The following is a 25317-nucleotide window of genomic DNA, read 5'->3' as shown; positions in this document are numbered from 1 at the left end:
TTATTCAACCCATGCCGGAGGGTTGAGAGGCTCGCGATGTGCGGCAATTGCAGCTTCAACATCGGCGGCAAAGTCCTCGTCAATTGTTGCCGGTGAGTCCTTGGGAAGCAGGGCAAGACACTCCTCTACGGTGCGCCGCGGAGATGCAGGGGCATGGAGGACGGCAATTGGAGCGGAACCGGATTCGATGATGACCTCAGCACCGGAACGGACATGCGCCAGCACGGCCGCGAAATCGCGCGCTGCGTCGACATCCGAAATGTGTATCGTTGCCATTTGTTTGATGATACCGCGGTTTCGGTCAGGTCTCAGTAAATAGCAGGCTCGCCTGCGGGGCGGGTCTTCCAGCGGCGGTGAATCCAGAGCCACTGATCGGGATAACGGCGGATCCAGCTTTCGAGGACGGTGTTGCATTGCGCCGTTGCGGCAAGGATATCTGCTTCGGGGTCGTCTGTTTGCGTGAATTCGAGTTCGGGTCCGAAGTGGAGGACGTACTTTTGCTCTGCGGGCTCCCAGAGGCAGAAGCCGGGCAGAACGGCTGCGCCGGTTTTGAGTGCGACGCGGGCGAGGCCGGAGCCGGTGCAGGCTGCGAGGCTGAAGAAGGGCGCGAAGACGCCCTGTGGCGGGGTCATGTTGGTGTCCATGAGGATGCCGACTGAGTCGCCTTGATGCATGGCTTTGAGCAGGCCGCGGGCGAAGTCGTCCTTGTGGAGGACGCGGTTGCCGTGAAGGCAGCGGATATGGTTCACGTACTGGTCGAGGTATGTGTTGTCGAGGCGGCGGATGACCATGCCCATGGGGTGGCCCATGAGCGAGTGGTAGAAGCTGGAGAGCTCCCATGCGCCGAGATGGCCGGTGAGGATCAGCACGCCTTTGCCGCGCTTCATGGCTGCCTCGTAATGCTCGAGGCCATCGGTGCGGAGCCAGTTGCGAGTGTTCCGGGGTGTGTAGCGGCTCATCCGGCAGAACTCCACCATCTGCCAGCCGAGGTAGCGGAAGAGATTTTTCAGAATTGTTTCTTTTTCAGCAGGGGAAAGCTCAGGAAGTGCGAGCTGCAGATTTCGCTCGCCGACGCGGCGCAGGCGGCCGAGCAGATGATACGCGGCGGCGGTGTGGAGACCTACGAACCGGCGGGCCAGAGGACGGGGCAGCCAGCCGAGGAATTCAGCGAGCGCGACGACCAGCCAATACTGAAATCTTTGCTTCATGCGGGCAAAGAATCAGTGTAAAGGTTCGCAGCCACGCCACTATCGAATGCATCTAACCAGCGAGATTTGAGAGCGAAAGTTGCGAGGTGTGGTTATGAAAGCAGTTGTGCTGCATGAGTACGGTGGGCCCGATCAGTTGAAGTATGAGGATTGGGACGATCCCCAGGCGGTTGATGGGCAGATTCTTATCCAAGTCACTGCAGCGGGAATCAATCCCATCGATTGGAAGATTCGCAGCGGAGCGATGAAGGATTTCATGCCGCTGAAACCACCCGCAATCCTCGGTTACGACTACTCCGGCGTGGTTCGCTCGGTGGGCAAGGGCGTTGAGGGTTATGCGAAGGGCGACAAGGTCTTTGGCCGCGCTGGGCAGGCGTACGCTGAGTTCCTGCTGGCTGATCTGGCAGGCTTGTCGAAGCTTCCGGAAGGCCTTGACCCCGTCACAGCCGCAGCGCTCCCGGTGGTGCTCAACACGGGTGAGCAACTCATCGTTCAGGCGGGTAAGGTTCAGGCTGGCCAGACTGTGATCATTACCGGCGCACTGGGCAGCGTGGGCCGCACGGCCATCTGGGTGGCGAAGAAGCTTGGCGCGTATGTGATCGCCGGTGTGCGCGGCTCACAGAAGAAGGCGGCAGAGGAGCTTGGAGCAGATGCGCTTCTCGCGCTTGATAGCCGCGAAGAGATAGCCTCACTGGGTCTGGTGGATGTCGTCGCGGATACGATTGGCGGCAGCGTCAGCGACGCGCTTCTGGGTAAAGTGAAGTCGGGCGGAACCTATGCCTCGGTCGTAGGGCCTCCGCAGAATGCCAAACTTCACCCTGCTGTAAAGGTGGAGGCTTTTGGCTCTCATCCTGACGCGGCGAGCATGCGTGCGCTGGCCGAAGACCTGGTAAACGGCAAATTCAAGATCTCGGTCGATCGCACATTTTCGCTTGCGGATGCGGCGAAAGCACATGCTGAAGCAGAGAAGAGCGGCGTGGGCAAAGTTGTTCTGTTAGCGTGACCACTGCGGAGAAGCTCAAGGGCTGTGTCTGGACGCAAGGATCGCCCCAGGATCCTTGCGAACATCCACCTGCCGAGAAGAGAATCGCAGGTATATGAGTAGAGACTGGAACAGACGGCGCTTTCTTGGCGGGGCTGCGGGTGTATCGGCAACTTTGGCATTGGCCAGACCGGAACTCGGCCTCGCAGCCTTCGCTGAAAATTCTTCTCCCTTGCGCGGGAGGTTTCTGACGCATGTCTCCGTTGTACGTGTGAATCAGATCGAGGTAACTCCTACTCGTTCGATTGGTGAGGATGAGTCCGGGGACAATAGCACAGACCACATTCGCTCTCGACGCGAAGCGTTTGCAAGGGGCTGCCCGGACGGCAAGATGACGTGGGCGATCAGCTGGCTGGCTCTGAAAGATAGCCGCAAGGAGTACCAGGACGCGCGCCGTTTGCTGGCTTCGTATCACGATCGCTATGGCGACGAGATCACCTTTATTCCCGGTGGCTACTTTGCGCCGATGTATGACACGCGCGAGCGTATCCGGCAGACGATTCACGATGCGCTGGGGATGGTTTCAAACACGGTTGGCGGCGGGTACCGTCCGCAATGTCTTGTCGCCGGTTTCATGGATGCGGAGAACCAGCGCTTCCTTGCCACAGAGGAAGGCATTCATGTCTGCCAAGGCCAGATCTGGAGCCAGCACGGGATCGATAACGGCGATGGGGATGGAGGCATCTGCTATCCGTACTACCCAAGCCGCGAGCACTACCTGAAGCCCGCGCAAGGCCCGGCGGATTTTATCGACTGCGTGTGCCTGGATGGCTGGACCTGCGACTTTCTCTCCGCAAGGCGGGAGGGATTTCAGGGAGGGTTTAACAGCCGGCTGGGAGTTGGACCGATTGAATCCGTGGGCAATCTGGGCAAGGTTGTTGGCCGCAAAGAGATGATGGACACCACGGCGGTGCACTTCGATCGCGGCGTTGCTCTTAACAACTTTGGCTGGGTAACGGCGATATGGGAAGTATCGATTGGCCATGACGAGGACCTGACCTATTGGTTACAGGCAGTGCGCGACAGATGGCCGGATACACGAGTGATGACCGAAGGCGCGTTTGGTATGGAGTGGCGCAAGCATACGCCCAGTAATGCATCGCTCAACTACCGGTTTGACGCCAAGGGGACGGGAGCGCCCGGCTCTGAAGCGAACCTGGAAATTGAGTGGTACATGAACCGCGAGTTCCGCCTGGCGCTGTTGCGCGACTGGACGAAGAACAGCCCGCCGGTGGCCATTGACTTCACACGATATGACCTGAAGGCTGAAGAACCTCACGATTTGCAACGGGAGTGGAGCCTGATGAATGTGCTGAATCAGAAGGGCACACGGTCACAGGATAAGCCGACTCCGCTGCAACAGCTCAATGCCGATGTTCAGCAGCTGGTTTACATGCGTTATCCTCACTTGAAAATTGAATAGTATGAAAATCGGCGGCGATGGCGGACAGGTTATTTTTCCGGGAGTTTTTCTTCCAGCTCGCTGGCCAGCTTGTGTACGTCTGTCGTTTTGCTGAATGACTGAATCTCCTGTTTAGAGGAGTCCACGTTCATGCCCAGGTGCTGGCAGAGTTTCTGCAACATCTGAAGGATGGTGGTGAGCTCCTGCTCGGAAAGCATGCCGACCTGAAGATCGAGATGCGAGCGGCGTTCGGATTGGCGGGCCATTCGGCTTTGGCTGATGAGGACGAAGATGGTCAGGAACACACCTTCCAAAGAGATGACGAGCGCCAGAATGCCGAAGGGGAATGGATCAAATGCTTTGACTCCGGGGATCAGGTGGAGATTTACCAGGCCCCAGCCGCAGATCAGGATCAACTGAGCCAGCAGGAACCAGATATTCCCTACAGCTTTCGTAATTATGTCGCTAGCTCGCTCCGTGAGAGTACGGCGGCCAAGTGCGTCATGCTCCAGCTTGGCGATTGCGTCAATGTTGTATCCCGTGGGATTCGCGGTAGCGAGGCGCGGCGATGGATTTTCCATGAGTCAGCTCCAGGATCGGTTTGCAGGGATGGCGTTTTGCAGGGAAGCCGTTTGCGAGATTAAAAAATGAAGGACCAGAGGCACGCTCATCCTCGAGCATTCCTCTGGTCCTTTCGTTCTGCGTTCTGAGTTGTGTGCCTTCAGGGCTTAGTGCTTACTGGTTTTTGGCTTCGATGAAGTAATGCGCAACGGTCTGTACGAAGGCTACTGAGTCCTGCGGCACGGCGACGTTGCCCTTGAGGACGGTCTGGAAGGGATACTCCTGACCGTAGTACGTGTCGGTGTCGGTGTTGTTCTGGCTTATGGAGGTGCCATCAAGATCGATGCCGGCGAAGAGGCCCTTGGTGCGCGAGTAGGTCAGCAGCTCGGCGGACATCTTCCAGTCGGTGGAGGCTTCGCCGTTGCGGCCCACGGGGCCGGCGGCGGCGGAGGCATTTGCGCCAATCTTGAACTTATTCTTCAGAAGATCCTGAAAACCTTTTTCGTTTACGGCCACAAGGACGAGGTCCGTGGACTGACCGCCGATCTGAAGGCCCCATGAGCCGCCAGCGAGGCGGATGAAGACCGGAGCGCTCCAGCCGTGGCCGGTGCGGCAGGTAACGACGCCCTGGCCGTATTGCGCGCCGAAGACGAATGCACCCTTAATCATGCCGGGCACAACAGCGACGCATGTGGCCTGCTGCAGAATTCCCAACGGAATGCCTTTATCACCGGCGGTCATGATCTGGTCGAGGACGGCCTTGGCGGCGTCGACGCGGTCCTGGAGATCCTGGCGGGATGAGGCAGCATTCACCTGGCTTGCCATACAAATAGAGGCAGCAAGAATCATCAGTTTTTTCAGCATGAGAAAAATTACCTTCCTTTTTTCTTATCTATGGTCCGCAGCGCGCACAGTGCGTTCACTACGAACAGTTGCAATTTCTGCCATTCACTGCGGACAGTCTTACCTTACTAAGACGCGATACGGGAGCAATAGGAGGGCTGAGGAAACTGAAATGCAACGGATTGCAACAAAGGGGCGGCAAGAAGACTGCGGCGCCCGGGGACGAATGTATCGCATCCCGGACGCCGTAGATGAGAGAAAAGCATTGATTTAACAGGATATTTCAGGTGCTGAAGCATCCCGAAAGAGGTGGGGGAGGGCCACAACGAAGCGTATGAGGTGAAAAAGAGGCGTTCCCAATCATCATGCGAACATGGTGTCTGGGAACGCCTTTCCCCAGATCTGCGTTGTTTCTGAAACCATTGTGCAGCCATACATAAAAAGTAACAAGGTTACGGAAGTCCAATGGATTTTAGTAACCTATTACTCCGGGCTGGAGATGATATAGGGGATGCGCAGGCTATCGCGGATCAAGGCGTGAGGTGGGAACAAGCGAACGGTTGATGGCGCGCACGGAGAGATCGATGCGGTTTTCCGCGCCGGTTTTCTTCAACAGTTTGCCTACGTGAGCCTTTATGGTGCGCTCCTCAACGCCAAGCTGGGCGGCGATTTCGCGATTCGTGCGGGCGAGAAGAATGAGCTCGAGCACCTGCAGCTCCCGGGCGGAGAGGTGCAGAGATGAGGACTGCACCATGGCGCGAGGGATGCCGATGAGGCGGTCAATGAGCCGCGAAAGAAGGCGGCGCGGCGCCCAGATGGAACCGCTAACCACGACCTCTATGGCATAACGGACGGTTCCCGGAACGACAGAGGAATCAAGATAGGCACGTGCGCCGGCGATAATGCAGTCCAAGACCAGCTCTTCATCATTTTCCGGGCCGATGACGATCTGGCGTATATCGGGGCGCTCGCGCCGGACGTACTGCAGGGTCTCTACGCCCCCTGCCGCGCCATTCATATCGACGACGAGAAATTCGATGGATGGGTTGGACAGCAGTTCTGTGAGTGTGCCAGTGATGGGAGTGAGCGGCGGCTGGCCTGCTGTGGCTGGCTGGTCGAAGATGCTTCTGAGACCTTCGACGCGGATGGGTTCTCCGGTGAGAAGGCCGATGCGCACTGGAGGCGCGGCCTCATGCGAAGAGTCCTGTTTGCCGGGCGTTTTGCCGGACTTGGGCATTTGTCAATCTCCCGGAAATTCTATGCTGCGGTTAAGTAAAAGCGGGAAGACAGACGCTACGACCAGGGAAGAATAGAAAATGCATGCCGCCTGATGGGCGGTCTTTTTTCTGAAACTTCAGAGCTTGGGCAGGACGATTCCCTGCTGCTTTTGATACTTGCCTTTGCGATCGGCGTAGCTGACTTCGCAGGTCTCATCAGATTGGAAGAAGAGAATCTGGCAGAGACCCTCGTTGGCATAGATCCTGGCCGGGAGCGGCGTGGTGTTGGAGATTTCGAGGGTGACGAAGCCTTCCCACTCGGGCTCAAAGGGCGTGACGTTGACGATGATGCCGCAGCGGGCGTAGGTGGATTTGCCGACGCAGATGGTGAGCACGTCGCGCGGGATGCGGAAGTATTCGATGGAACGGGCGAGGGCGAAGGAGTTGGGCGGAACGATGACGGAATCGGCCTGGACGGAGACGAAGGAGCGCTCGTCGAAGGCTTTGGGATCGATGATGGCGGAGTTGACGTTGGTGAAGATCTTGAACTCGTCCGAGACACGGAGATCATAGCCGTAGGAGGAAAGGCCGTAGGAGATGACGCCTTCGCGGACCTGCTTTTCGCTGAAGGGCTCGATCATCTGGTGGTTGAGTGCCTGTTCCCGAATCCAACGGTCGCTCTTGATGGACATGCGTCTCCTATTGCGATTGCAGCCGCGGTGAGTATGCTCCGCGTGATGAGTGCCTGAAAGGCTCATCTTACGGGAGTGGGCGGGGGTGTGACAATTGTGCAAATGAGTGGGGAGAGGGTCAGTTTGAGCGGGGGCTAAAGCCCTAATTCGTTTTCGACGTCGATCCGGCCCGGCTAAAGCCGTGCCCTGACACAAAACAAATTCAAATTGACCCACTCCCAATACGTGGCGAAACTGCTTGCCGTTCTGGCTCTGATGGGCTGATCCTTCACGACTTGCGAAAACTGTGGGCGCTACAGGAGCATCTGTGTAGATTATGAAGACGATTTTGCTGCTGTTCTGCTCGAACATTTTTATGACGATGGCATGGTACGGGCATCTGAAGTACCGGAACACGCCGCTGATTCTGGCAATTCTGGCGAGCTGGGGGATTGCGCTGCTGGAGTACTGCTTTCAGGTTCCGGCGAACCGGTTTGGATATGGGCAGTTCACGGCGTTTCAGCTGAAGATCATCCAGGAAGTAATCACTCTGACGGTGTTTGTGGTGTTTGCGTGGCTGTATCTTGGCGAGCAGATGAAGTGGAATTATGCGGTCTCTTTCCTGTTTATTATGGGAGCCGTGGTGTTCGCGTTCTGGGGCAAGCTGTAGAGGCCGGTTGCGACGGCTGGAAAAATTTGTACCGCGCGGATGAAAATGCCCCATTCCACAAATGGCGCAAAACCTGTAGCATCACTCAGGTAGTGGTGATCAAACACACAGAGAGAGGGTTCTCCTTTGATCAAGCAGGACATCGTACATTACGTAATTGAGCGCACGGGCCTGCCGCGGACCAAGGCGGAGGCGGCTGTGGATACGGTCTTTGAGGGCCTGAAAGAGGCTCTGGCTGCCGGCGATCGGATTGAGCTGCGTGGCTTTGGGGTCTTCAGCGTGCGCGCGCGCAAAACCGGCATTGGCCGCAACCCGCGCACGGGCACCGAGGTGACGATTGCTCCGGGCAAGGCTGTTCGCTTCAAGCCCGGCAAGGATCTGCACGAGCTGAAGACCGAAGGCGCGAAGAAAGAATCGTAAAACATCCTTCCCGGATGGCGCTCGCATCTACCAGTCTGCAGGCACGGTACGTTGTGTCTGCTGCAAATTTCATCCCGAGATAGCTCAGGAGACTGGCATGGGCGCGATCGAACGCCTGACTGTAACGCTGCCCGCCGATATGGCCGGGCTGGTGAAGGACGCGGTGGATGAAGGAGATTATTCCTCCACCAGTGAAGTGATCCGAGAGGCGCTGCTCGACTGGAAGCTGAAACGCGAGTTGCGCCTAAATAAGTTGGCTGCGCTGAAGGCTGAGACCGAGAACGGCATGGCGGATGTCAAGGCGGGCAAGGTTTCCAAATTTAATCTCAATGAGATTGCTTCACTCGCAAAGAAGCTGCGTGCAGATCCCATGTAGGCATTCTCGATAAATCCCGCTGATCTGTAGAAAATTTCATCTGATACCGGTGCGGGCTTGACGGCTATTGCCGAAGACGGCGGATTTACGCTGTAACTTCCTGGCCTACATCAGGCGCTGGGCGTCGACGTCCACGGTCACGCCGCGGCGGGGAACGCCTGCCGTGTCGGCATTGGCGAGCATACCGCGCAGAGCAGCGTTAAGCGCTTTGCGTGACGCTGCCTTGAGAATCAGATGAAAGCGATAGACGCCCTTAATGCGCGCTACGGGCGCGGTGCAGGGACCGAGCATGCGCACAGCTCCGTTGCTTTGGTTTTGGACGAAATACTTGCCGAGGATAGAGGACCAGCCTGCGGCTTCTTCGAGCTTTTCTGATTGCACCAACACATTGGCTAACACGCCGAAGGGTGGATAGTGCATCCAGCGGCGGTACTTCTCTTCTTTTTGGACGAAGGCGTAGTAGTCGTGGGTGGACGCGGCGACGATGGCGTAGTGATCGGGGTAGTAGGTCTGGACGACGACGCGGCCGGGAAGCTCGCCGCGGCCAGCGCGGCCTGAGACCTGCGTCATGAGCTGAAAGACGCGCTCGGCGGCACGGAAATCCGGCATAGAGAGCGAGTGATCGCAGCCGACGACGCCGACAAGCGTGACGCCATGAATGTCATGCCCTTTGGCGATCATCTGCGTGCCGACGAGCAGGTTGATTTCGCCGGAGTGAAGGCGAGCCAGGAGCCGCTCGAGATCGTGGCGACCGCGAACGGTGTCACGGTCCATGCGGCCGATGCGCGCGCTGGGGAAGATCTCGGATAAACGCTCTTCTCCCTGCTGCGAACCTGCGCCGAGATAGTAGAGGTGTTCTGAATCACACTTCGGGCAGCGCGGCGGAACGGTACGGCGATAACCGCAGTAGTGGCATTCGAGACGCTGACCTTCGCGGGCGAGACCGTCTTCCGAGGGCGGCTTGTGATGCGTGAGCGCGATGGCGCAGTTCTGGCATTCGAGCTTGGTTCCGCAGGCGCGGCAGAGCGCGGCGAAGGAATAGCCGCGGCGGTTGAGAAGGATGATTGCCTGCTCGCCGCGATCGATAGCAGCCTGCGTCTGCTCAATGAGAGCGCGGGAGAACAACTGCTCGGCACCGGTCTCCTTGAATTCGTTGCGCATGTCGATGAGCTCAACCTGCGGCAATGGGCGGTGGTTCACGCGCTCCTTCATCTCGATGCGCGTGTACTTGCCGGCGGCGGAGTTTTGCCAGGTTTCAAGCGAGGGAGTGGCGGAGCCGAGCACGACGACGGCTCCGGCGTTGCGCGCGCGGACCACGGCCACATCGCGGGCGTTGTAGCGCGGTGTTTCTTCCTGCTTATAGCTCTGGTCGTGTTCCTCGTCGACGAGAATAAGGCCGAGATTTGGAGCGGGTGCGAAGATGGCGGAACGGGTGCCGACGATGATGGGCGCGTCGCCCGAGCGGATGCGGCGCCACTGCTCGCTGCGCTCCTCCGGCGTTAGCGCGGAATGCAACAGTGCGACTTTTTCTCCGAAGGCTGCGTCCATCAGGCCGGCCATTTGCGGCGTGAGACCGATCTCGGGAACGAGCAGGATTGCGGACTGGCCGCGATCAAGCGCGCGCTGCATGGCAGCGAGATAAACGGCTGTCTTACCCGAACCAGTCACTCCAAAAAGCAAAAAAGCGTGAAATGCCCCGAGTGAGGAGGCGATGGCGGCGAGCGCTTCCGTTTGCGGCTCGTTTAGCCGGATCGGTCCGCCGGAGCTTTCGATTCCGCCGAGGCGAAAGGCCCTGGGGCGCTCTTCGATTTTCACGAGGCCGCGGCGGACCAGCGTTTGCAGCGTGGAGGGGGGCAGTCCTTTGGCGCGCAGGGCGGCCAGGTGTATTTCTCCGCCGCAGGCTGCGAGCTCTGCCAGAATTGCCTGCTGTTTCTGCGTGAGTGAGGGCAGGCGGGTCTCGGGAATGAGAACTGCGACTCGCTCCATGCGACGGGCGTCGCGCTCGACGGCGCTGGTTTCGCGGGCTATCCACTTTTTGCGCAGCATGGCGGCGAGAACGGATTGCGAGGCGGCTGTAGCGGTGCGCAGAGTGGAGACCTTGACCGGCTCGCCGGAGGATAACTTGTCGAGTACGCGACGCTGGAGTTCGGCGGAGTCTGTCTCCTTGGTACCGATGCGCGGCCTGGGCAGTTTTTTCTGTGCGGAGCGCTCGAATGCGGGATCGCCATCGGAAAGTTTGGCGAGAATATCGCGGCCAAGGTCCGTAATCCGGTAGTAGACGGTGCGGCGAACCTCGGCGACGAGAGGGAGCATTCCACGGAGCACCTCTCCTATTGGAGCGAGATAGTAGCTTGCGATCCATTCGGCGAGAACGAGGAGGTCTTCGCTCAGGAGCGGGCCGTCGTCTTGATCGAGAACGGCTTCAAGCGGGCGGATTTCGTAGTCGGCATCGGCGGGCTTTGCGCCGACGCTCAGCACAATGCCGATGAGTTTCTCATTGCGAAAGGGCGCGATGACGCGGGAACCACGGACGGGATGCTGAGCCGGACTGGCATCGGGGCGCACGGCATAGGTAAAGGTGCGGTCCAGCGGAACGGGCAGCGCGACTTCGCAGAATTCGGACATGGAGGTAAAGAATCAGTGTAGGCGATGGGCTGGCTTGAATTTCATGCTCCCTAATCCCTACCCCGCGCCTTTACAATTCTCCCGATGACGAATGCAACTTCCACTGCAACAACGAAAAAGTCGGCCAAGGCTACTGACAACGCTGTCACTCTTGCGCTTGATATCGGCGGATCTGGCCTGAAGGCCATGCTGGTTGATTTTGAAGGCAAGCCTGTGAGCGATCGGGAGCGCGTTCCGACGCCGGAGTCTCCCAAGCCCACGCTGGTTCTGGACGAACTGGACAAGCTGGCGGCTGCGTTGCCGGATTTTGACCGCGTGTCGGTTGGCTTTCCGGGAGTGATCAAGCGCGGCGTGACGTATACCGCCGCTAACCTGGATCCGGAATGGGCGGAGTATCCGCTGCAGGCTGTGCTGGAAAAACGCTGGAAGAAGCCTGTGCGCGTGGCTAATGATGCGGCGGTGCAGGGATATGGCGCTATCCGCGGCCTGGGTGTGGAGCTGGTGCTGACATTGGGGACGGGGATGGGATCGGCGCTGTTTACCAACGGACGGCTCTGTCCGGGCCTGGAGCTTGGCCATCATCCGTGGAAAAAGGCCACTTACGAGGATTACCTGGGACGCCGGGGACTGGACAAAGACGGCAAGAAGAAGTGGAACAAGTATCTGCAGGAAGCCATTGAGCAGACGGCGAAGACCTTCAACTGGGACCATCTCTACGTTGGCGGCGGGAACACCAAGAAGATTGACTTCGACCTGCCGAAGAACTCGACGATTGTTTCCAACGAAGCCGGCCTGCTGGGCGGCGTGGCGCTTTGGAAGGATGAAGTGCTGTAGGAATGAAACACGGGGAGCAGCCGCACAAAATAGGCTGTTCGCGCGTATTGCGTTCGTGTAAGATGGCCTCGCCAAAGCCCCGGCGCAAATTACGATGCGATTCCTGATTCGCCCTGCACGCCTTTCGCAAGCTGCTCTGCTTCTTCTGCTCACTGCCGCGCTGTTGCCTTCTGCCTCGGCACAGAATGAGCCGCAGCCGGCATCCCAAACTACGTCTGACCAGAAGCCATCGCAGCCCGCGCCCGGACTTAAGGCGCCAGCGGACCGCGACCGGCTGAATGCGCTGGCGCACAAGCTGCTAACTGCGGCGCTCAAAAAAAATGCGCTCGATGGCGACGGAGTGAAGCCGTGGCATATGAAGATTGGATACTCATTGGTCTCCTCTTACAAACAATGGGACAGGCGCCTTTCGGCAGGTGGAGGTCGCATGGCGAGGGGGGACGGAACCTTAACCGCGTCGGGCGGCGGATCAGCCGATATGCTGAACGGAACGGTGGAGGAGTGGCATGCGGGACGCTATCAGTGGAGCCGGATTTACTCCAGCCAGACAGAAACATGGAACGGAACGCTGTGGCGCGTCTCACACATTGAGCATTATGAGCTCAAACCGAAGAACATGGACTTTGCCGCCGATCTGCTGAATCTGCGTGTCGCGCGGCCCGCTATCGATCCGATGTATCTGGCTTCCCTAGCTCCGCCCGAGGCCATGCTTGCGATAAGCCGCATTTCGCCAGGAGACGGACAGAATTTCAATTGCATATCGGTCACCAATCCCAACGCGCTCGGGTCGAACGGGGTAGCAGCGTGGAGTATGCCCACAATGTGCTTTGATACCGACCTGCGGCTGCGGCTTATTTCATCCAGCGATACGGCTATCCAGTTTATGGATTTTCAGCCCTTTCAGGACAGGTCTGTAGCGCGTACGGTGCGAGTGCTGGTGAATGGGCAGTTCAACTCCGAAATGAAGGTGACGCTGTTGGAGGATTTTGACCCCGCAACCAATGGCGCCTTCCTGAAACCTCCGGCGAAGGCCGTTCTACAGCCGTACACGCTTGAAGACGGCGATCCGCCACTGATGAGTGTCTACGAGCAGGGCACAACGATTCCATTGCTGGGAGATGGAACACCGTTTCGCGGCACTGTTACTGTGGCTGCAATTGTTCGCAAGGACGGCAGCGTGAAGACGTTAACACCGGCTGCCGGACCGTTACAGCCGGTGCAGGATGCTGTCTGCATTGCCGTGAGCAAGTGGAAATACAAGCCGTATCTCATTGACGGGCAGCCGGTAGAAGTACGGGTGAATATTTCCTATCTGGTTGACGGCAAGCCGTTTGTACCTTCCTACCAACGGCCGGGCCATATGCAGGGAACCTATACACCGTAAGGCATGTTTAACTGGAGGTATGCATCCTCCTGTGCGCCTGGTGGCCATCGATGTGGACGGCACACTCCTGCCGACTTCTGCCCAACAATTGAGCGGGCGGACGGCGCGGGCGCTTCGAGCCGCGCAGAAGGCCGGAATTACCGTGGCGATTGCGACAGGCAGGCGACAGGCGTATGTCGCGCCGCTGCTGGGCAACCTCGATCTGCGAGCGGATATGCCGCTGATTACGTCCAATGGTGCAGTTACCCGTACGCTTGCGGGCGAGCCGATGGACCGCTGCCATCTGGATGCTGCTGTGGCGCGTGAGCTGTGCGGGTTGCTGCGGCCCTTTGGCGCAGTGGTGTTTACCTTCGATCAGAATGGACCGGGAGAGCTGGTGCTCGAGAATATTCAGCAGGCACATGACCGCATTGCACTGTGGGTGGATGCGAACCGCGCATCGATACGCGAGGTGCGACCGCTTGAAGATGCGTTTGGCGATGGCGATGATCCGATCCAGGGAATGGTATGCGGCACGGTGGATGAGATGAAGCGGGCAGAAATCGCGTTGCGGCAGAGCCCACTGTTTGCAAGCTGCGAATGTGCAAGGACAGAGTACCCGGCGCGGAATCTGTCGATTCTGGACCTTTTGCCGCTGGGAGTCTCGAAGGGCTGGGCGCTGGAGCAGCTTGCGACGCGGCTGGGCGTGGGGCGTCTGGAAACGATGGCCATTGGCGACAACTGGAACGATGTGGAGATGCTGGAGTGGGCCGGACAGAGCGTGGTAATGGGAAATGCCTCTGCCGAGCTGCGCACCATGGCCAAGTTGCGCGGATGGAAGCAGGCTCCCCCAAATGATGAGGACGGCGTGGCGGTGATTCTGGAGCGCGAGCTGGAACGGCAGGCAGCGCAGCAGATGCAGGAGGCTCGATGAAAGCGCGGATGCTGGCGATTGTGCTTGCGGGGCTGGCTGCCGGAGCGCATGCCGCGGAACGTGCCACGCTGGCCAATGGATTTGCGCTCGATTGCCACCATCATGCGGTAGTGGATGGGCGCATGAGACTCTACACGACTGCGGATGAGAGCAACTACATCGAGTTTGCTCCGGCGGAGGTTGCGGCGTTCGAGGCGGTTCCCGACCCGGTGGCTGTGCCGCAGCCTGCGGCATCTGAAACCAAGCCGTCGGGGCTTCTTCCACTGCTCTCTTCAGCGGGCCATGCGCACAACCTGGATGTGGAGCTTTTGGCCAGTGTGGTGAGGGCCGAGAGCGGCGGTAACCCACTCGCCAAAAGCCATGCCGGTGCGCAGGGGCTGATGCAGCTCATGCCGAAGACTGCAGCCGACCATGGCGTGACCAGCAGCTTTGAGCCGCAACAGAATGTGCGGGGCGGGGCGGCGTATCTAGACGAGCTGCTGACGCGCTATCACGAAGACCTGGCGCTGGCGCTGGCTGCTTACAACGCAGGCCCAGCGGCGGTGGATCGCTATCACGGCATTCCGCCGTACCACGAGACGCGGGCGTATGTGGCGCGCGTGATCCGGGAGTTCAACCGGCGGGTGATGGAGCGGGAGCGGGCGGCTCAGGCTTCTTCTCAGCGGGCTTCGGAATAGCGGATTTATGCACTTGTAATACAAGATAATACGTCATAATATTTCGTATTATGACTACCCACCGGACAATCAGCTTTCGCATTCCTGCAGAAAAAGTGGATGAACTCGACGCCCTGGCGAAGTCCATGGACCGCGACCGCAGTTATGTGTTGAATGAGGCGGTGGACAACTATCTCCAATATCAAAGAGATTGCGTGGCAAAGATCGAAGCGGGATTGCAAGCAATCGACCGTGGCGAGTTAATTGATCACGAGGATGTCATGAAGATGGCGAAGTCCTGGGGAACACGCCATCCTGAAGAGAGGCACCGCAAAACAGCGTGAAAACTCGTTGGTCACTTCCAGCGGTAAATGAGCTGAATCATATCTTCCAATACATTGCCTCCGACAATGAAGAAGCGGCACATCGAGTGATGGAGCGGATCGGGGTCACGATCGAACGCGCGTCAAGAATGCCGTACTCCGCACGAGCCGGGAGGCATCCAAGAATACGAGAATTAGTTGTTCCCGGAACACCGTATATTGTCGTATACGAAATTGCCAAAGACTCGATTTGCATCGCGACTATTCTGCGTGGCGCACAGAACCGGTCGTAACAGTACAAGGGAGCAATCATGGATTCCGAAATTCAGCCATTTGAGAATCAGCCGGTGACTGCCGATGCGGGATTGACGCAGCCAGGACCGGATTTGACGCCTGCGCCGCCGAGCACCCTGCACCGCATCTTTGTGGGGCCACAGGGGCTGCGCGCCGGATGGTCCGTGGCCATTTTCTTTGCGCTCTTCTTCCTAGCGCTGCTGGTGATCGCCGGGCTCGTATGGGTAGTCACCTTCCTGCTGCACCATAAACCGAGCACGGGCGCCGGAATGACGCCGATTGGCACAATCATCGGCGAAGGCTCTCTTCTGCTTGCCCTTATCTGCGCCGGCTTCCTTATTGCTCTGATGGAACGCCGCCGCATTCTTGACTACAACCTGAGGGGTACGGGGTCCGTTGCGCGCTTTGCCAGCGGCCTCGTGGCCGGCTTTGCTGCGCTCTCAGCGCTTGCGGGCGGGCTGTATCTGGGCGGATGGCTGCACTTTGGTCCAGTCGCGCTGACTGACGCTCAGATATTTCTGTATGCCGCTCTCTGGGCGGCGGGCCTTCTCTGTGTCGGTTTCACGGAAGAAGGCTTCTGCCGGTGTTATCTGCAATTCACCCTGACTCGCGGGATTAATTTCTGGTGGGCGCTGGGTGTGGTTGCCGTTTTATGCGGCATTCTTGCGCCGCAGTACAAGAACGAGAGCGCATGGGGAGTTTGGTTCTTTGCCGCGGCAGGTCTTTTGCCTTGTCTTGGCTTGTATCTGCGGAAAGCGCAGCATGGCTCGTTCTGGTATGCGGCGTGGGCGACTTCCACGTTCTTTGGTTTTATCCACACCGGCAACAACGGCGAGAACTGGATCGGTATCTTTGCCGCGGCTGCGATTGGTTTTGTCTTCTGTGTGAGCATATACGTGACGGGCTCGGCGTGGTGGGCGATTGGGTGCCATGCGGCGTGGGACTGGGCGGAGACTTTCTTCTATGGAACGGCTGACAGTGGCCAAGTTGCCAAAGGTCACTTTCTGACGAGCACGCCCTCCGGTCCTGTGCTGTGGTCCGGCGGAACGGATGGACCGGAGGGTAGCCTGCTGGTGCTGCCGGCGATTTTACTGATATTGGCGATTGTGCTGGTGCAGTATGGGCGCCCTGGAGCCACTCGTCACTCGGTCAATAGAGCGACATAATTGTTACTCAGGCCTGCCGGTCCCAACGAGATTGGACTCCCAGCCTGCGTGCTCTGCGCCAGCTTTGTAGGCGGACTCGAAAAACGCCAGAAGATCGCTGTCAGGGTTTTTCGATTTGCGCAGGTCCTCATAATCCAAAATGAACTCGCCCATGGAAGTGTCCCATCGTGCACGCGATGGACTGATGCCTGCGTTTTCGATTCCCCCGGGCTGCGGATAGGTGAAGGCATAAAACGCCGGCTTGGGATAAGCGGCGCTACCGGACCACCATCCCACCTCAACCATCTCCTCGGTCATCGCGTTACGTCGAATGTAGTCGGCCTTGGCGCCCGGTGAAGCAGGCTTGCCGTTGTAGCGCACATCCCGAATATCCATTGTTCCCCACATGAGGCCGATCGGTTGAGTCTTGCCTTTGAATCGTCCCTGGAAGATCTGCATGACGCGTTGCGTGCTCAAGAGGATTCGCCACCAGTCGTTGACCAGCGCAGCCTCGTACGGGCGTTGCTCTTTATCCTGATCGAACGGAATGGGACCAGGAACTTCCTGCGGCTTCAGGTTGATGGAAACCTTAACGTCCGCTTTACTGAGCAGCTCAAAGAGTTGCTCCACCAGCGTGGCGACAGACATGGGCCCTAATTTAAATTGCCCGGAGGCGCCCCAACTGGTCATGCACGCCACCTCGTGCGAGATCAGGTCCATCCTAACCTCATAAGCATTGCCCGCATACCAGATCGGCCCCGTCGTTAATCCTCGCGCATTAAGCCACAATGGCAGCTCAGCCCACTGAGATTGAAACGGCTCTTGCAACTTCAACTTGCCGATGGCTTGTAAGCCCATGTGGAGCAACTGCTGAGTCGCAGCAAAATCCGGATAGGAAAAAGCTGGCCAGGGATCGAGAAAGGCGGCGCTCAGAACTGACATATAAGTGTCCCCACGGACGGTTCAAACCGACTGCAATTATAAGGCTCCTCTCCGGTCGCGCCTACCTTCCGCAAGATTCAGTAGTGGGTCAGTTTGAACGCGGGGGCTAAAGCCCCAGTTCTTTTCGAGGCTGATTCGGCGCGACTAAAGTCGCGCCCTGATACAACGCCCATTGGGGTACAGTCCCTCTGGCGCAATTCATCAGCGCTCCTGCAGCGCTGCGACGATCTGCGGGGCGAGCTGGCTTACGCTGCCTGCGCCGAGGGTGAGGATGAGGTCGCCTTCGGATGCGGCTTTTGTTGCGGCTGCTAATGCTTCCGGAAAATCGGCTACGAATTTTGCTTTTGGCTTTGTGATTCGATGGGCGAGCCGCTCCGCTGTTACGCCGTGAATCGGCTCCTCACTGGCTGCGTAGATGGGCAGCACGAAGACGGAATCTGCGTCAGTAAATGCCTCTGCGAACTCGTCCATCAGGTCGCGGGTGCGCGTGTAGCGGTGCGGCTGAAAGACGACGTGAATTCGCTTGAAGCCGCATTGGCGCGCGGCTTCGAGTGTGGCGCGAATCTCGGTGGGGTGGTGGCCGTAGTCGTCCACCACGGTGACGCCGCGGGCTTCGCCGCGTTTTTGAAAGCGGCGGTCGACGCCGCGAAAGTTTCTCAACCCTTCGGCAATTTTGCCTGCCGGAATATCCAACTGATGACCGACAGAGACTGCGGCCGCTGCGTTGAGAACGTTGTGCCGTCCGGGCACATGCAGCTCAAAGGGGCCCATCAGAATTCCCTTTGCGGTTACCTGGAAGCGCGAGAGGCTGTTGCCATCACCGGGAAGCAGCTCAAGACGATAATCCGCTCCGTCGCTCATGCCATAGGTGAGTATGCGACGTTGCGCCAAATGCAGGATGGATGCTAGCAGTGGATTGTCTGCACACGCCGTCACTGCGCCGTAAAACGGAACTTTGTCCATGAAGGCGAGGAAGGCGCGCTCGACATCCTCCATGTCGGCGTAGGTGTCCATGTGCTCGCGATCGAGATTGGTGATGACGGCGAGAATGGGCGAGAGCTTGAGGAAGGAACGATCGCTCTCATCGGCCTCCACGACCATGTACTGCGTGGCTCCGAGACGGGCATTGGAACCGAGCGCATCGACCCGCCCGCCGACAACGATGGTGGGATCGAGTCCGCCAGCGGTAAGCACGCTGGACACCATCGAAGTCGTCGTGGTTTTGCCGTGCATGCCGGCGATGGCGATGCCGAACTTGAGGCGCATGAGCTCGGCGAGCATCTCAGCGCGCTGAATGACTGGGATTTTGCGGGCACGGGCTTCAAGGACTTCTGGATTGGATGGGCTGACGGCGGAACTGGTGACAACGACTGTGGCTCCGGCGATGTTGGCCGCGTTGTGGCCTTCATAGATGGTTGCGCCGAGGCCGGCGAGACGATCTGTTACGGCGGAGCGGCGGAGATCTGAGCCGGAGACTTTGAAACGCTGCGTGAGAAGGATCTCGGCGATGCCGCTCATGCCGATGCCACCGATGCCGATGAAGTGCGCGTGCTGCGATATAGCGAACATAGAAAGAACAGCGTAGCAGGACGGGCTGTGCTGTTACTTCCCTGCTACAGACTTCTCTATACGGAAGCCGGCTTTTGCTGGTTTCTCAATGCGGAAACCGGTCTTATGCGCAGCAACTGCAATTCTGTAACGCTTTCCTCGACGCGGATGAAAGATGAGTGCTGGACGGAAGCATGCGATGCATGTGCCGCCGCGATTTCTGACACTGGCGTACACGATACCCTGCGCGCCCTGATGGAGAAGCATCTCTGCCAGCGCCTGGCCTGGGGCGTAGCACTGCGGAACCGGCGAGGGCTCTAGGCAGATATTCTGTTCTGCTTCATTGAGTTGGTGGAATTCGCCGGAGAAATCGGCTAGAAAATCCTGATAGTCGTATACCTGCTCGCCGGAGAAGCGCGTCTCTTCGAGCAATCGGCGGCGGTGAAAGGCAACCTCAGCGCAGGAGGTTTCGAGCTCGACGCCTGCATACCATGCGCCGCGTTGCGAAGTGTTGAAGCGGCTGCCGTATGGGCCTGGGTGACAAAAAGCGGCGTTGACGATTTGCGCCTGAGGCACGCCGAAGAGGAGTTCGCCGGGGCCGATTGCGGGATTCCCTGCCCGTTCGGCCTGTGTGCGCTCGTTGGTGGCGGCATCGAGCTCGCTCAGGTCAGAGAGAACGTCCTTGGGAAGCGGAAGCGCTTCCAGCACGCTGCCGGTCTCGCTGTATTTTGCGGGAATGAGCCGGTGCGTGGCTTGCTGCTCGAATATAGCGGCGTAGGCCACCTACCGGCCTCCGCGCGCGGCGTCGAGAAGGCTGCGAATCTGCTGCAGACCGGGAATGCCTGTTTTTACTGCATATTCCAGCGGAGTGACGCCGCCAAAGAGAGGATTGTCATTGGGCCGCTTCATCCATTCATCTGCCAGGTCGTCGCTGAAGAGGATATGTAGCGCCTTGTAGATGCCGACGAGGTAGGAGATGCGCATCAGCTCATCCTGGCTGCGCGTGCCCGCGGCGGTCTTGTACTTGTGCAGGGTGGAGCGCGGAATGCCTCCGAGAAGAGCCCTGGCCTGCTCCACCTTAAGATCCCACTTCTCCGTAATGGCAAAGAAACCGTCGACGGCGGACTGACTCAATCGTTCGCGGGTTTCGATGCGGCTCAGGTCGGGGATTGTATCGAATTGATAGCCCGGCGCGGCGATTAAAGGATGTGTGGCCATTGCGTGCCCTCACTGCGTATTATCGTCTAAATGTGGACGATGTCAAGTCTACTTCTGGACATTTTATGCTATCCGTAGACACAAAGCCGCTGTGAAAGTTGCGCGCAACCTTCCTTCTAAACTGCTGTTTGAGTGGACATAACCGGCAGCGCCGGGCGGCAGTAGAGAAGCCCAGGAGATGCGGAAGCCGGACGGGTTTTCCCGTGGAGGATGCGGTCATGAAAATCTTTGGCAAAGAGGTTACGAAGAGCTTTGGCAAATGGGCGCTTGGCGCGGCTCTGGCCGCAGGGACGTTGGGAATGGGTACGGCGAAGGCAAATGCGGCCCAGGTTCGTGTGGGCATTGGTATTGGCGTGCCGGTGGCGGCTCCGGTGGCATATGCGCCTCCGTGCCCTGGACCGGGCTATGCCTGGGTGGCCGGTTACTGGAATCCCTATCGTGGCGGGCGTCGTGGCTTTTACCGCCGGTAAACCAGCCGGCTGATAGTTTCATCGCATCGGCCTCTCTCGTACGGGATTTGATTGGGAGAGGCCGATTTTTTGCTCGGGATACAGTGTGCGGATTAGCAGAAATCGGCGAATATTAGCGCAACTTAATTCCCTAACTGCTGTTCCAATAGATGTAAGCTGGCGGCGATGAGCGGCCGGCGGTGCTGAGCAAGCGGAGGGTAGCCTCCGAACCCAGATGAGGGCAGCACAGGGAGGTTTCAAAATGAAGAGTTTTCGCCTGGTTGTGCTGGCAGCTCTAATGACGGTTGGCCTGGCCGCAACGGCGACCAAGGCTGATGCGCAGGTGGGTGTGGGCGTGGGTATTGGTCCTGCGGTCGTGGATGCCCCGATGGTTTACGGGCCTCCGGCTTGCGACTACGGCTATTACGCCTATTACCCGTATGCCTGCGCGCCTTATGGGTATTACGGTTCTAACTGGTTCTCTGGCGGCCTCTTTATCGGCGTCGGCCCGTGGTACGGCTATGGCTGGGGCCGCGGATGGTATGGCTATCGCGGTGGGTGGGGCGGTTACAGGCCTGGCTGGGGTTACAGGGGTGGTTATGGCTATGGCGGACGTCCAGGATATGGATATGGCGGACGACCCGGCTATGGTGGTGGACGGCCCGGTTACGGCGGCTATGGCGGACGGCCAGGAGTTGGCGCTGCACCGCGTGGCGGATTCGCTGGCGGCGGTGGCCGAGTAGGCGGCGGATTTAGCGGCGGTCATGCTGGCGGCGGCGGATTTGGCGGCGGCGGCCATGGCGGCGGCGGACACCGCTAATCCTTAAAGATCAACGAGGTTAAAAGGCCCGTTCTGCTTCGGCAGACGGGCCTTTTATTGTGAACAAGGGTTACTGGATTGCGTGGGCCACATTGCCGAGGCTGGCCAGCCGGGCGGCAATGCGCTCGGCGGCGGCGGGATGGGCCTGCGTTCGCGCGGCCTGCCCCATGGCGGCGAGCCGCTCCGGCGATTGCAATAATCCGACGATCTTTTCGAGGAGCGACTCCGGCGCGTCAAGTTCCTGTTCCTGGAGCATGAGCGCGGCACCGGCCTGAACCATCGCTTCCGCGTTACGCTGCTGATGCTCGTCGGCGGCGGCGGCGAAAGGCACGAGCAGCGCCGGTTTGCAGGCGGCGGCGAGTTCAGCCACTGTGGAGGCTCCGCTGCGCGCCATAACGAGGTGAGCGGCAGCGAAGCGGGAAGGCATGTCATCGAGAAACGGCCTTACTGCCCAGCGTGCAGGATCCGCGCCAGAGGCCTGGTAAGCAGCTTCTGTGACAGCACCGTGGCGAACACCGCTCTGGTGCAAAATCGTCAGGCCGGGCACGGCATCGAGCAGCGCAGGAACAATTTTCGGCAAGGTTTCGTTGAAGAGCCGCGCGCCCTGCGATCCGCCGAAGATGAGCAGATGCTGCGGCGCGGGCGGAGGTGGTTGCAGGGCGAAGAACTCAGGCCGCACGGGAATGCCGGTGACTTCGACGTTCTGGAACCACTCTGCTGCCTGCGGAAAGTTGACAGCAGCGGCTTGCACACGCTTGCCTACGAGGCGATTGGCGAGGCCGGGCATAGCATTCGGCTCAAAGACCATGGTGGGAATCTTCATGCGGATTGCTGCCTGGGCGGCGGGACCAGAGGCGTAACCGCCTACGCCGAAGACTACGCTAGGCTGGAACTCGCGGATGAGCCGCTTGCACTCGCCGATGGACTTGGGAAGCTGCCAGAGAGTATGAATGCGCGTAGCAAGCGAGACATTATTGAGCGGTCCTACGTTGATGAGGCGCAGGCGGAATCCAGCGTCCGGCACGAGGCGGATTTCCATGCCGCGTGCCGTGCCGACGAAGAGAATCTCCGCTTGATAACGATCTACAAGCTCGCGGGCAACCGCGAGCGCAGGTATGATGTGACCTCCCGTACCACCGCCGGCAATCAGCACGCGCAGTTGTGACAAAATACAAGCCTCTCTGTGGAAATGCGCGGAACCGCGCAGCTCTAGTCTACCTTACGGGATATGTTGAGCAGGATGCCGATTCCGGCAAGAGTGAAGAACACGGAAGTACCACCGGATGAGATGAGCGGCAGCGGAATGCCTTTGGTGGGGACCAGCGAAAGAACCACGCTGATGTTGAAAAACGCCTGCAACAGAATGGCGACGGTGAGCCCGAAGGCCGCGAGGCGCGAGAAGGGATCCTGCACCTTGAAGGCGACGCGCAATCCGCGATAGGCGAAGACGACAAAGAGCAGCACGATGACGATGGCGCCTATGAAACCGAGTTCCTCGGCGATGTTGGCATAGATAAAATCAGTGGAGGCTTCCGGCAGATAGAAGAGCTTCTGCATGCCTTCCATGAAGCCACGGCCGGTGAGGCCACCGGCACCGACGGCGATGAGCGATTGATTGATGTGAAAGCCTGCGCCCTGCGGATCGGAGTCTGGATTGAGAAAGACGAGCATGCGCTGACGACGCCACGGAACCCAAAAGAGCAGCACGGCGAGCGGAGGAAGCGCGGCAGCAACGGCAAGGAAGAGATACTTCCACTCCATGCCGGCAATAATGAGCATCAGCGCGGTGACGCCGCCGAGGACGAGCGCGGTGCCGAGGTCGGGCTGCTTGACGATGAGCAGAATGAAGACCACCGGCATGATGGCGGCACGCAGCAGAGTGTTTTTCCAGTCGCGCATCTGGTCGAGCCGCGTGGCGAGAAACCATGCGAGGAAGAGAATCAGGACGGGCTTGGCAATCTCCGAGGGCTGGAAGGTGAAATGACCGCCAAAGACAATCCAGCGGTGGGTGTTATGCGAGGAATGCACGAAAAAGACCGCCACGAGCAGCAGCGTGGAGATGGAAAGCGCCGGGAAGATGAAGCGCGGAGAATTGTAGTGCGAGACATCGATGCGCATGAGCACAATCATTGCCACCACACCGGCAAGAGCCCAGCCTGCCTGACGGGCAACATCCATGTAAGGCGAGTTATATTGTGCTTGCGAGACGACGGCGGAGGCAGAGAAAACCATTGCCAGTCCGACAAGGACCAGCACAAGAGTGGTAAAGAAAATCCACTTGTCTACACCTACTCGCTTTGCCATGCGTCTACCCGTTTCACCCTGTACCTATGCGTTCTGTGAAACCTTCCAATCGCGGCCATCGTGCACGAGCTCCTTGAAGACACGACCGCGATGCTCGTAATTTTCAAACTGATCGAAACTGGAGCAGGCCGGGGCGAGCAGTACGATTTCACCAGACTGCGCATCAGAGGCAGCGGTCTGTACGGCGCGAGCCAGAGTCTCGCAGGAATGTATCGGCACGACACCACGCAGCTGTGACTCGATTTTCTGCGCCGCAGAACCGATGGTGTAGACAGCCCGGACGCGCTGGCGCAGAGCAGGAGCAAGCGCTGAGTAATCAGAGTTCTTGTCCTTGCCGCCGAGGATGAGATGAATGCCGCCGGGGAATGCGGTGATGGCCTTCATCGTGGCGTCAACGTTGGTGGCCTTGGAATCGTTGTAGAACTCGACGCCATTGATGGTGGCGACATATTCAAGGCGATGTTCAACGGCGTGAAAGCGCTCGACCGCGGCCCGGATGGACGCCGCGGGGACGCCTGCGAGGCGTGCAGCGCAGACGGCGGCGAGGACATTTTCGACATTGTGTGTGCCTTTGAGCGGGATGGCGGCAAGCGGCAAAATGGTCTCCGCAGGCGCACTCTCAGATACACGGAAGAGGACCGTACCGTTCTCTACCCATGCGCCCTGCCTGACTGTGCCTTCGATGGAGAAACAGTAGACCTGCGATGGAGCGCGCGAAGCGGACTCGGCGGTGCGGGAATTATCGGAGTTCAGAACAAGAAAGTCCTGTGCGGTCTGGCGGGCAAAGATGCGCTCCTTGGCGAGAGCGTAATTTTCGAAGGTGCCGTGGCGGTCGAGATGATCCGGCGTGATGTTGAGGATGACTGCAATGAAGGGATGAAATTCCTGCGTGCTTTCGAGCTGGAAGCTGGAAACCTCCAGAACCGACCAGGTGTCGGGCGTGCTTTCGTCGATCAGTGCAACGACGGGAACACCGATGTTGCCACCGACGAGCGTGGGCAGGCCGGAATCCTTCAGGATTTCGCCGACGAGGGTGGTGGTGGTGGTTTTGCCGTTGGAACCGGTGATGGCGAGGGTTTTGCCCTTGAGGAAGCGGGCGGCGAGCTCCAGCTCGCCGATGATGGGCAGACTGAAGCTGCGCGCCTGGACGAGCTCAGGGGTATCGAGCGGTACGCCGGGCGAGACGACGATGAGGTCCTGGCGACGGAACGTGAGCAGACCGTGGCCGCCAGCTTCGACGTTGATGCCCTGGTCCAGCAGCGCCGGGATGTCCTTAGCCAGGGCCTCCGCGCTGCGGACGTCAGAAACGGTCACGTGCGCGCCGCGGCGACGCAGAAACATTGCCGCAGCGAGACCGGATTTACCCAGCCCGACAACGAGCACTTTTTTGCCCCTGAGGTCGAATTCCTTGCCGTCCATGATGGGAGCTTTCTCCGTGAGCCGGAATTGTGC

General features: G+C 58.9%; 28 protein-coding genes. 14 read left to right on the top strand and 14 right to left on the bottom strand.

Annotation, left to right across the window (positions count from 1 at the left end; genetic code table 11):
• Entirely contained in the window at positions 1-276 is a 276-nt protein-coding gene (locus VO84_RS19900; RefSeq protein WP_058189534.1) for a hypothetical protein, read from the bottom strand.
• 32 nt (positions 277-308) lie between these two features.
• Positions 309-1208, bottom strand: a complete 900-nt coding sequence (locus VO84_RS19895; protein WP_058189533.1) for a lysophospholipid acyltransferase family protein — start codon at positions 1206-1208, stop codon at positions 309-311.
• 94 nt (positions 1209-1302) lie between these two features.
• Here VO84_RS19895 and VO84_RS19890 point away from each other — a divergent pair, with 94 nt between their 5' ends.
• A complete protein-coding gene (locus VO84_RS19890; protein ID WP_058189532.1) occupies positions 1303-2211 on the top strand; it encodes an NADP-dependent oxidoreductase in 909 nt (302 codons plus the stop codon).
• Positions 2212-2305: 94 nt separating this feature from the next.
• Positions 2306-3673 (top strand): DUF3863 domain-containing protein, encoded by a 1368-nt coding sequence (locus tag VO84_RS19885; RefSeq protein WP_058189531.1) that lies wholly within the window; start codon positions 2306-2308, stop codon positions 3671-3673.
• A 29-nt stretch (positions 3674-3702) separates the two neighbouring features.
• Here the strand turns inward: VO84_RS19885 and VO84_RS19880 are convergent, their stop codons facing one another.
• From VO84_RS19880 to dcd, 4 genes are all read right to left on the bottom strand, one after another.
• Positions 3703-4233 (bottom strand): DUF1003 domain-containing protein, encoded by a 531-nt coding sequence (locus VO84_RS19880; RefSeq protein ID WP_058189530.1) that lies wholly within the window; start codon positions 4231-4233, stop codon positions 3703-3705.
• 154 nt (positions 4234-4387) lie between these two features.
• Positions 4388-5077, bottom strand: a complete 690-nt coding sequence (locus tag VO84_RS19875) for a lipid-binding SYLF domain-containing protein (protein WP_058189529.1) — start codon at positions 5075-5077, stop codon at positions 4388-4390.
• A 499-nt stretch (positions 5078-5576) separates the two neighbouring features.
• Positions 5577-6293 (bottom strand): response regulator transcription factor, encoded by a 717-nt coding sequence (locus VO84_RS19870; protein WP_058189528.1) that lies wholly within the window; start codon positions 6291-6293, stop codon positions 5577-5579.
• Positions 6294-6410: 117 nt separating this feature from the next.
• Positions 6411-6965: a dCTP deaminase gene (gene dcd / locus VO84_RS19865; RefSeq protein ID WP_058189527.1), complete on the bottom strand. Its 555-nt coding sequence runs from the start codon at positions 6963-6965 to the stop codon at positions 6411-6413.
• 316 nt (positions 6966-7281) lie between these two features.
• Here dcd and VO84_RS19860 point away from each other — a divergent pair, with 316 nt between their 5' ends.
• From VO84_RS19860 to VO84_RS19850, 3 genes are all read left to right on the top strand, one after another.
• Positions 7282-7614: a DMT family protein gene (locus VO84_RS19860; RefSeq protein ID WP_058189526.1), complete on the top strand. Its 333-nt coding sequence runs from the start codon at positions 7282-7284 to the stop codon at positions 7612-7614.
• Positions 7615-7740: 126 nt separating this feature from the next.
• Complete coding sequence (locus VO84_RS19855; protein WP_058189525.1) at positions 7741-8034, top strand: HU family DNA-binding protein; 294 nt, start codon at positions 7741-7743, stop codon at positions 8032-8034.
• Between the two features lie 97 nt (positions 8035-8131).
• Positions 8132-8410 (top strand): ribbon-helix-helix domain-containing protein, encoded by a 279-nt coding sequence (locus VO84_RS19850; RefSeq protein WP_058189524.1) that lies wholly within the window; start codon positions 8132-8134, stop codon positions 8408-8410.
• 105 nt (positions 8411-8515) lie between these two features.
• Here the strand turns inward: VO84_RS19850 and priA are convergent, their stop codons facing one another.
• On the bottom strand, positions 8516-11035 hold the full coding sequence (priA, locus tag VO84_RS19845; protein ID WP_058189523.1) for a replication restart helicase PriA: 2520 nt from the start codon (positions 11033-11035) through the stop codon (positions 8516-8518).
• Positions 11036-11119: 84 nt separating this feature from the next.
• Here priA and VO84_RS19840 point away from each other — a divergent pair, with 84 nt between their 5' ends.
• The 7 genes from VO84_RS19840 (at position 11120) to VO84_RS19815 (ending at position 16605) form a co-directional block, all read left to right on the top strand.
• Positions 11120-11869 (top strand): ROK family protein, encoded by a 750-nt coding sequence (locus tag VO84_RS19840; protein WP_058189522.1) that lies wholly within the window; start codon positions 11120-11122, stop codon positions 11867-11869.
• A gap of 94 nt (positions 11870-11963) precedes the next feature.
• Positions 11964-13253, top strand: coding sequence for an energy transducer TonB (locus VO84_RS19835; protein WP_058189521.1), 1290 nt, complete (start codon positions 11964-11966; stop codon positions 13251-13253).
• Between the two features lie 19 nt (positions 13254-13272).
• Entirely contained in the window at positions 13273-14166 is an 894-nt protein-coding gene (locus tag VO84_RS19830) for an HAD-IIB family hydrolase (RefSeq protein ID WP_058189520.1), read from the top strand.
• Positions 14163-14843 (top strand): lytic transglycosylase domain-containing protein, encoded by a 681-nt coding sequence (locus VO84_RS19825; protein WP_058189519.1) that lies wholly within the window; start codon positions 14163-14165, stop codon positions 14841-14843. Before VO84_RS19830 ends, VO84_RS19825 begins: the two co-directional genes overlap by 4 nt.
• Before the next feature lie 50 nt (positions 14844-14893).
• Positions 14894-15166, top strand: coding sequence for a CopG family ribbon-helix-helix protein (locus tag VO84_RS19820; protein WP_058189518.1), 273 nt, complete (start codon positions 14894-14896; stop codon positions 15164-15166).
• Positions 15163-15438 (top strand): type II toxin-antitoxin system RelE/ParE family toxin, encoded by a 276-nt coding sequence (locus VO84_RS23415; RefSeq protein ID WP_082662224.1) that lies wholly within the window; start codon positions 15163-15165, stop codon positions 15436-15438. Before VO84_RS19820 ends, VO84_RS23415 begins: the two co-directional genes overlap by 4 nt.
• A gap of 18 nt (positions 15439-15456) precedes the next feature.
• The gene (locus VO84_RS19815) at positions 15457-16605 is read left to right on the top strand and encodes a CPBP family intramembrane glutamic endopeptidase (protein ID WP_058189517.1); all 1149 of its coding nucleotides are present in this window, start codon (positions 15457-15459) and stop codon (positions 16603-16605) included.
• A gap of 3 nt (positions 16606-16608) precedes the next feature.
• Here the strand turns inward: VO84_RS19815 and VO84_RS19810 are convergent, their stop codons facing one another.
• The 4 genes from VO84_RS19810 to VO84_RS19795 form a co-directional block, all read right to left on the bottom strand.
• Entirely contained in the window at positions 16609-17526 is a 918-nt protein-coding gene (locus VO84_RS19810) for a DUF5996 family protein (RefSeq protein ID WP_058189516.1), read from the bottom strand.
• Positions 17527-17727: 201 nt separating this feature from the next.
• Positions 17728-19095, bottom strand: a complete 1368-nt coding sequence (gene murC, locus VO84_RS19805; RefSeq protein ID WP_058189515.1) for a UDP-N-acetylmuramate--L-alanine ligase — start codon at positions 19093-19095, stop codon at positions 17728-17730.
• Between the two features lie 33 nt (positions 19096-19128).
• Positions 19129-19857: an RES family NAD+ phosphorylase gene (locus VO84_RS19800; RefSeq protein ID WP_082662223.1), complete on the bottom strand. Its 729-nt coding sequence runs from the start codon at positions 19855-19857 to the stop codon at positions 19129-19131.
• Positions 19858-20292, bottom strand: a complete 435-nt coding sequence (locus VO84_RS19795) for a Y4oB family protein (protein ID WP_058189514.1) — start codon at positions 20290-20292, stop codon at positions 19858-19860.
• A 218-nt stretch (positions 20293-20510) separates the two neighbouring features.
• Between VO84_RS19795 and VO84_RS19790 the strand changes: the two genes are divergently transcribed.
• A complete protein-coding gene (locus tag VO84_RS19790; RefSeq protein ID WP_058189513.1) occupies positions 20511-20762 on the top strand; it encodes a hypothetical protein in 252 nt (83 codons plus the stop codon).
• Between the two features lie 241 nt (positions 20763-21003).
• Complete coding sequence (locus VO84_RS19785) at positions 21004-21561, top strand: hypothetical protein (RefSeq protein WP_058189512.1); 558 nt, start codon at positions 21004-21006, stop codon at positions 21559-21561.
• A 70-nt stretch (positions 21562-21631) separates the two neighbouring features.
• Here VO84_RS19785 and murG read toward each other — a convergent pair whose 3' ends face one another.
• The 3 genes from murG to murD are packed head-to-tail and all read right to left on the bottom strand — an operon-like array spanning position 21632 to position 25284.
• Positions 21632-22729, bottom strand: coding sequence for an undecaprenyldiphospho-muramoylpentapeptide beta-N-acetylglucosaminyltransferase (gene murG / locus VO84_RS19780; protein ID WP_331458455.1), 1098 nt, complete (start codon positions 22727-22729; stop codon positions 21632-21634).
• Positions 22730-22770: 41 nt separating this feature from the next.
• Positions 22771-23865: a putative lipid II flippase FtsW gene (ftsW, locus tag VO84_RS19775; protein ID WP_058189511.1), complete on the bottom strand. Its 1095-nt coding sequence runs from the start codon at positions 23863-23865 to the stop codon at positions 22771-22773.
• Between the two features lie 24 nt (positions 23866-23889).
• Positions 23890-25284 (bottom strand): UDP-N-acetylmuramoyl-L-alanine--D-glutamate ligase, encoded by a 1395-nt coding sequence (gene murD, locus VO84_RS19770; RefSeq protein WP_058189510.1) that lies wholly within the window; start codon positions 25282-25284, stop codon positions 23890-23892.
• Positions 25285-25317: the final 33 nt, after the last annotated feature.

Source organism: Occallatibacter gabretensis (genome assembly GCF_001449115.1).
GTDB classification, from domain to species: domain Bacteria; phylum Acidobacteriota; class Terriglobia; order Terriglobales; family Acidobacteriaceae; genus Telmatobacter; species Telmatobacter gabretensis.
The sequence above is the reverse complement of the archived record's forward strand: the minus strand, read 5'-3'. Positions and strand labels throughout refer to the sequence as shown.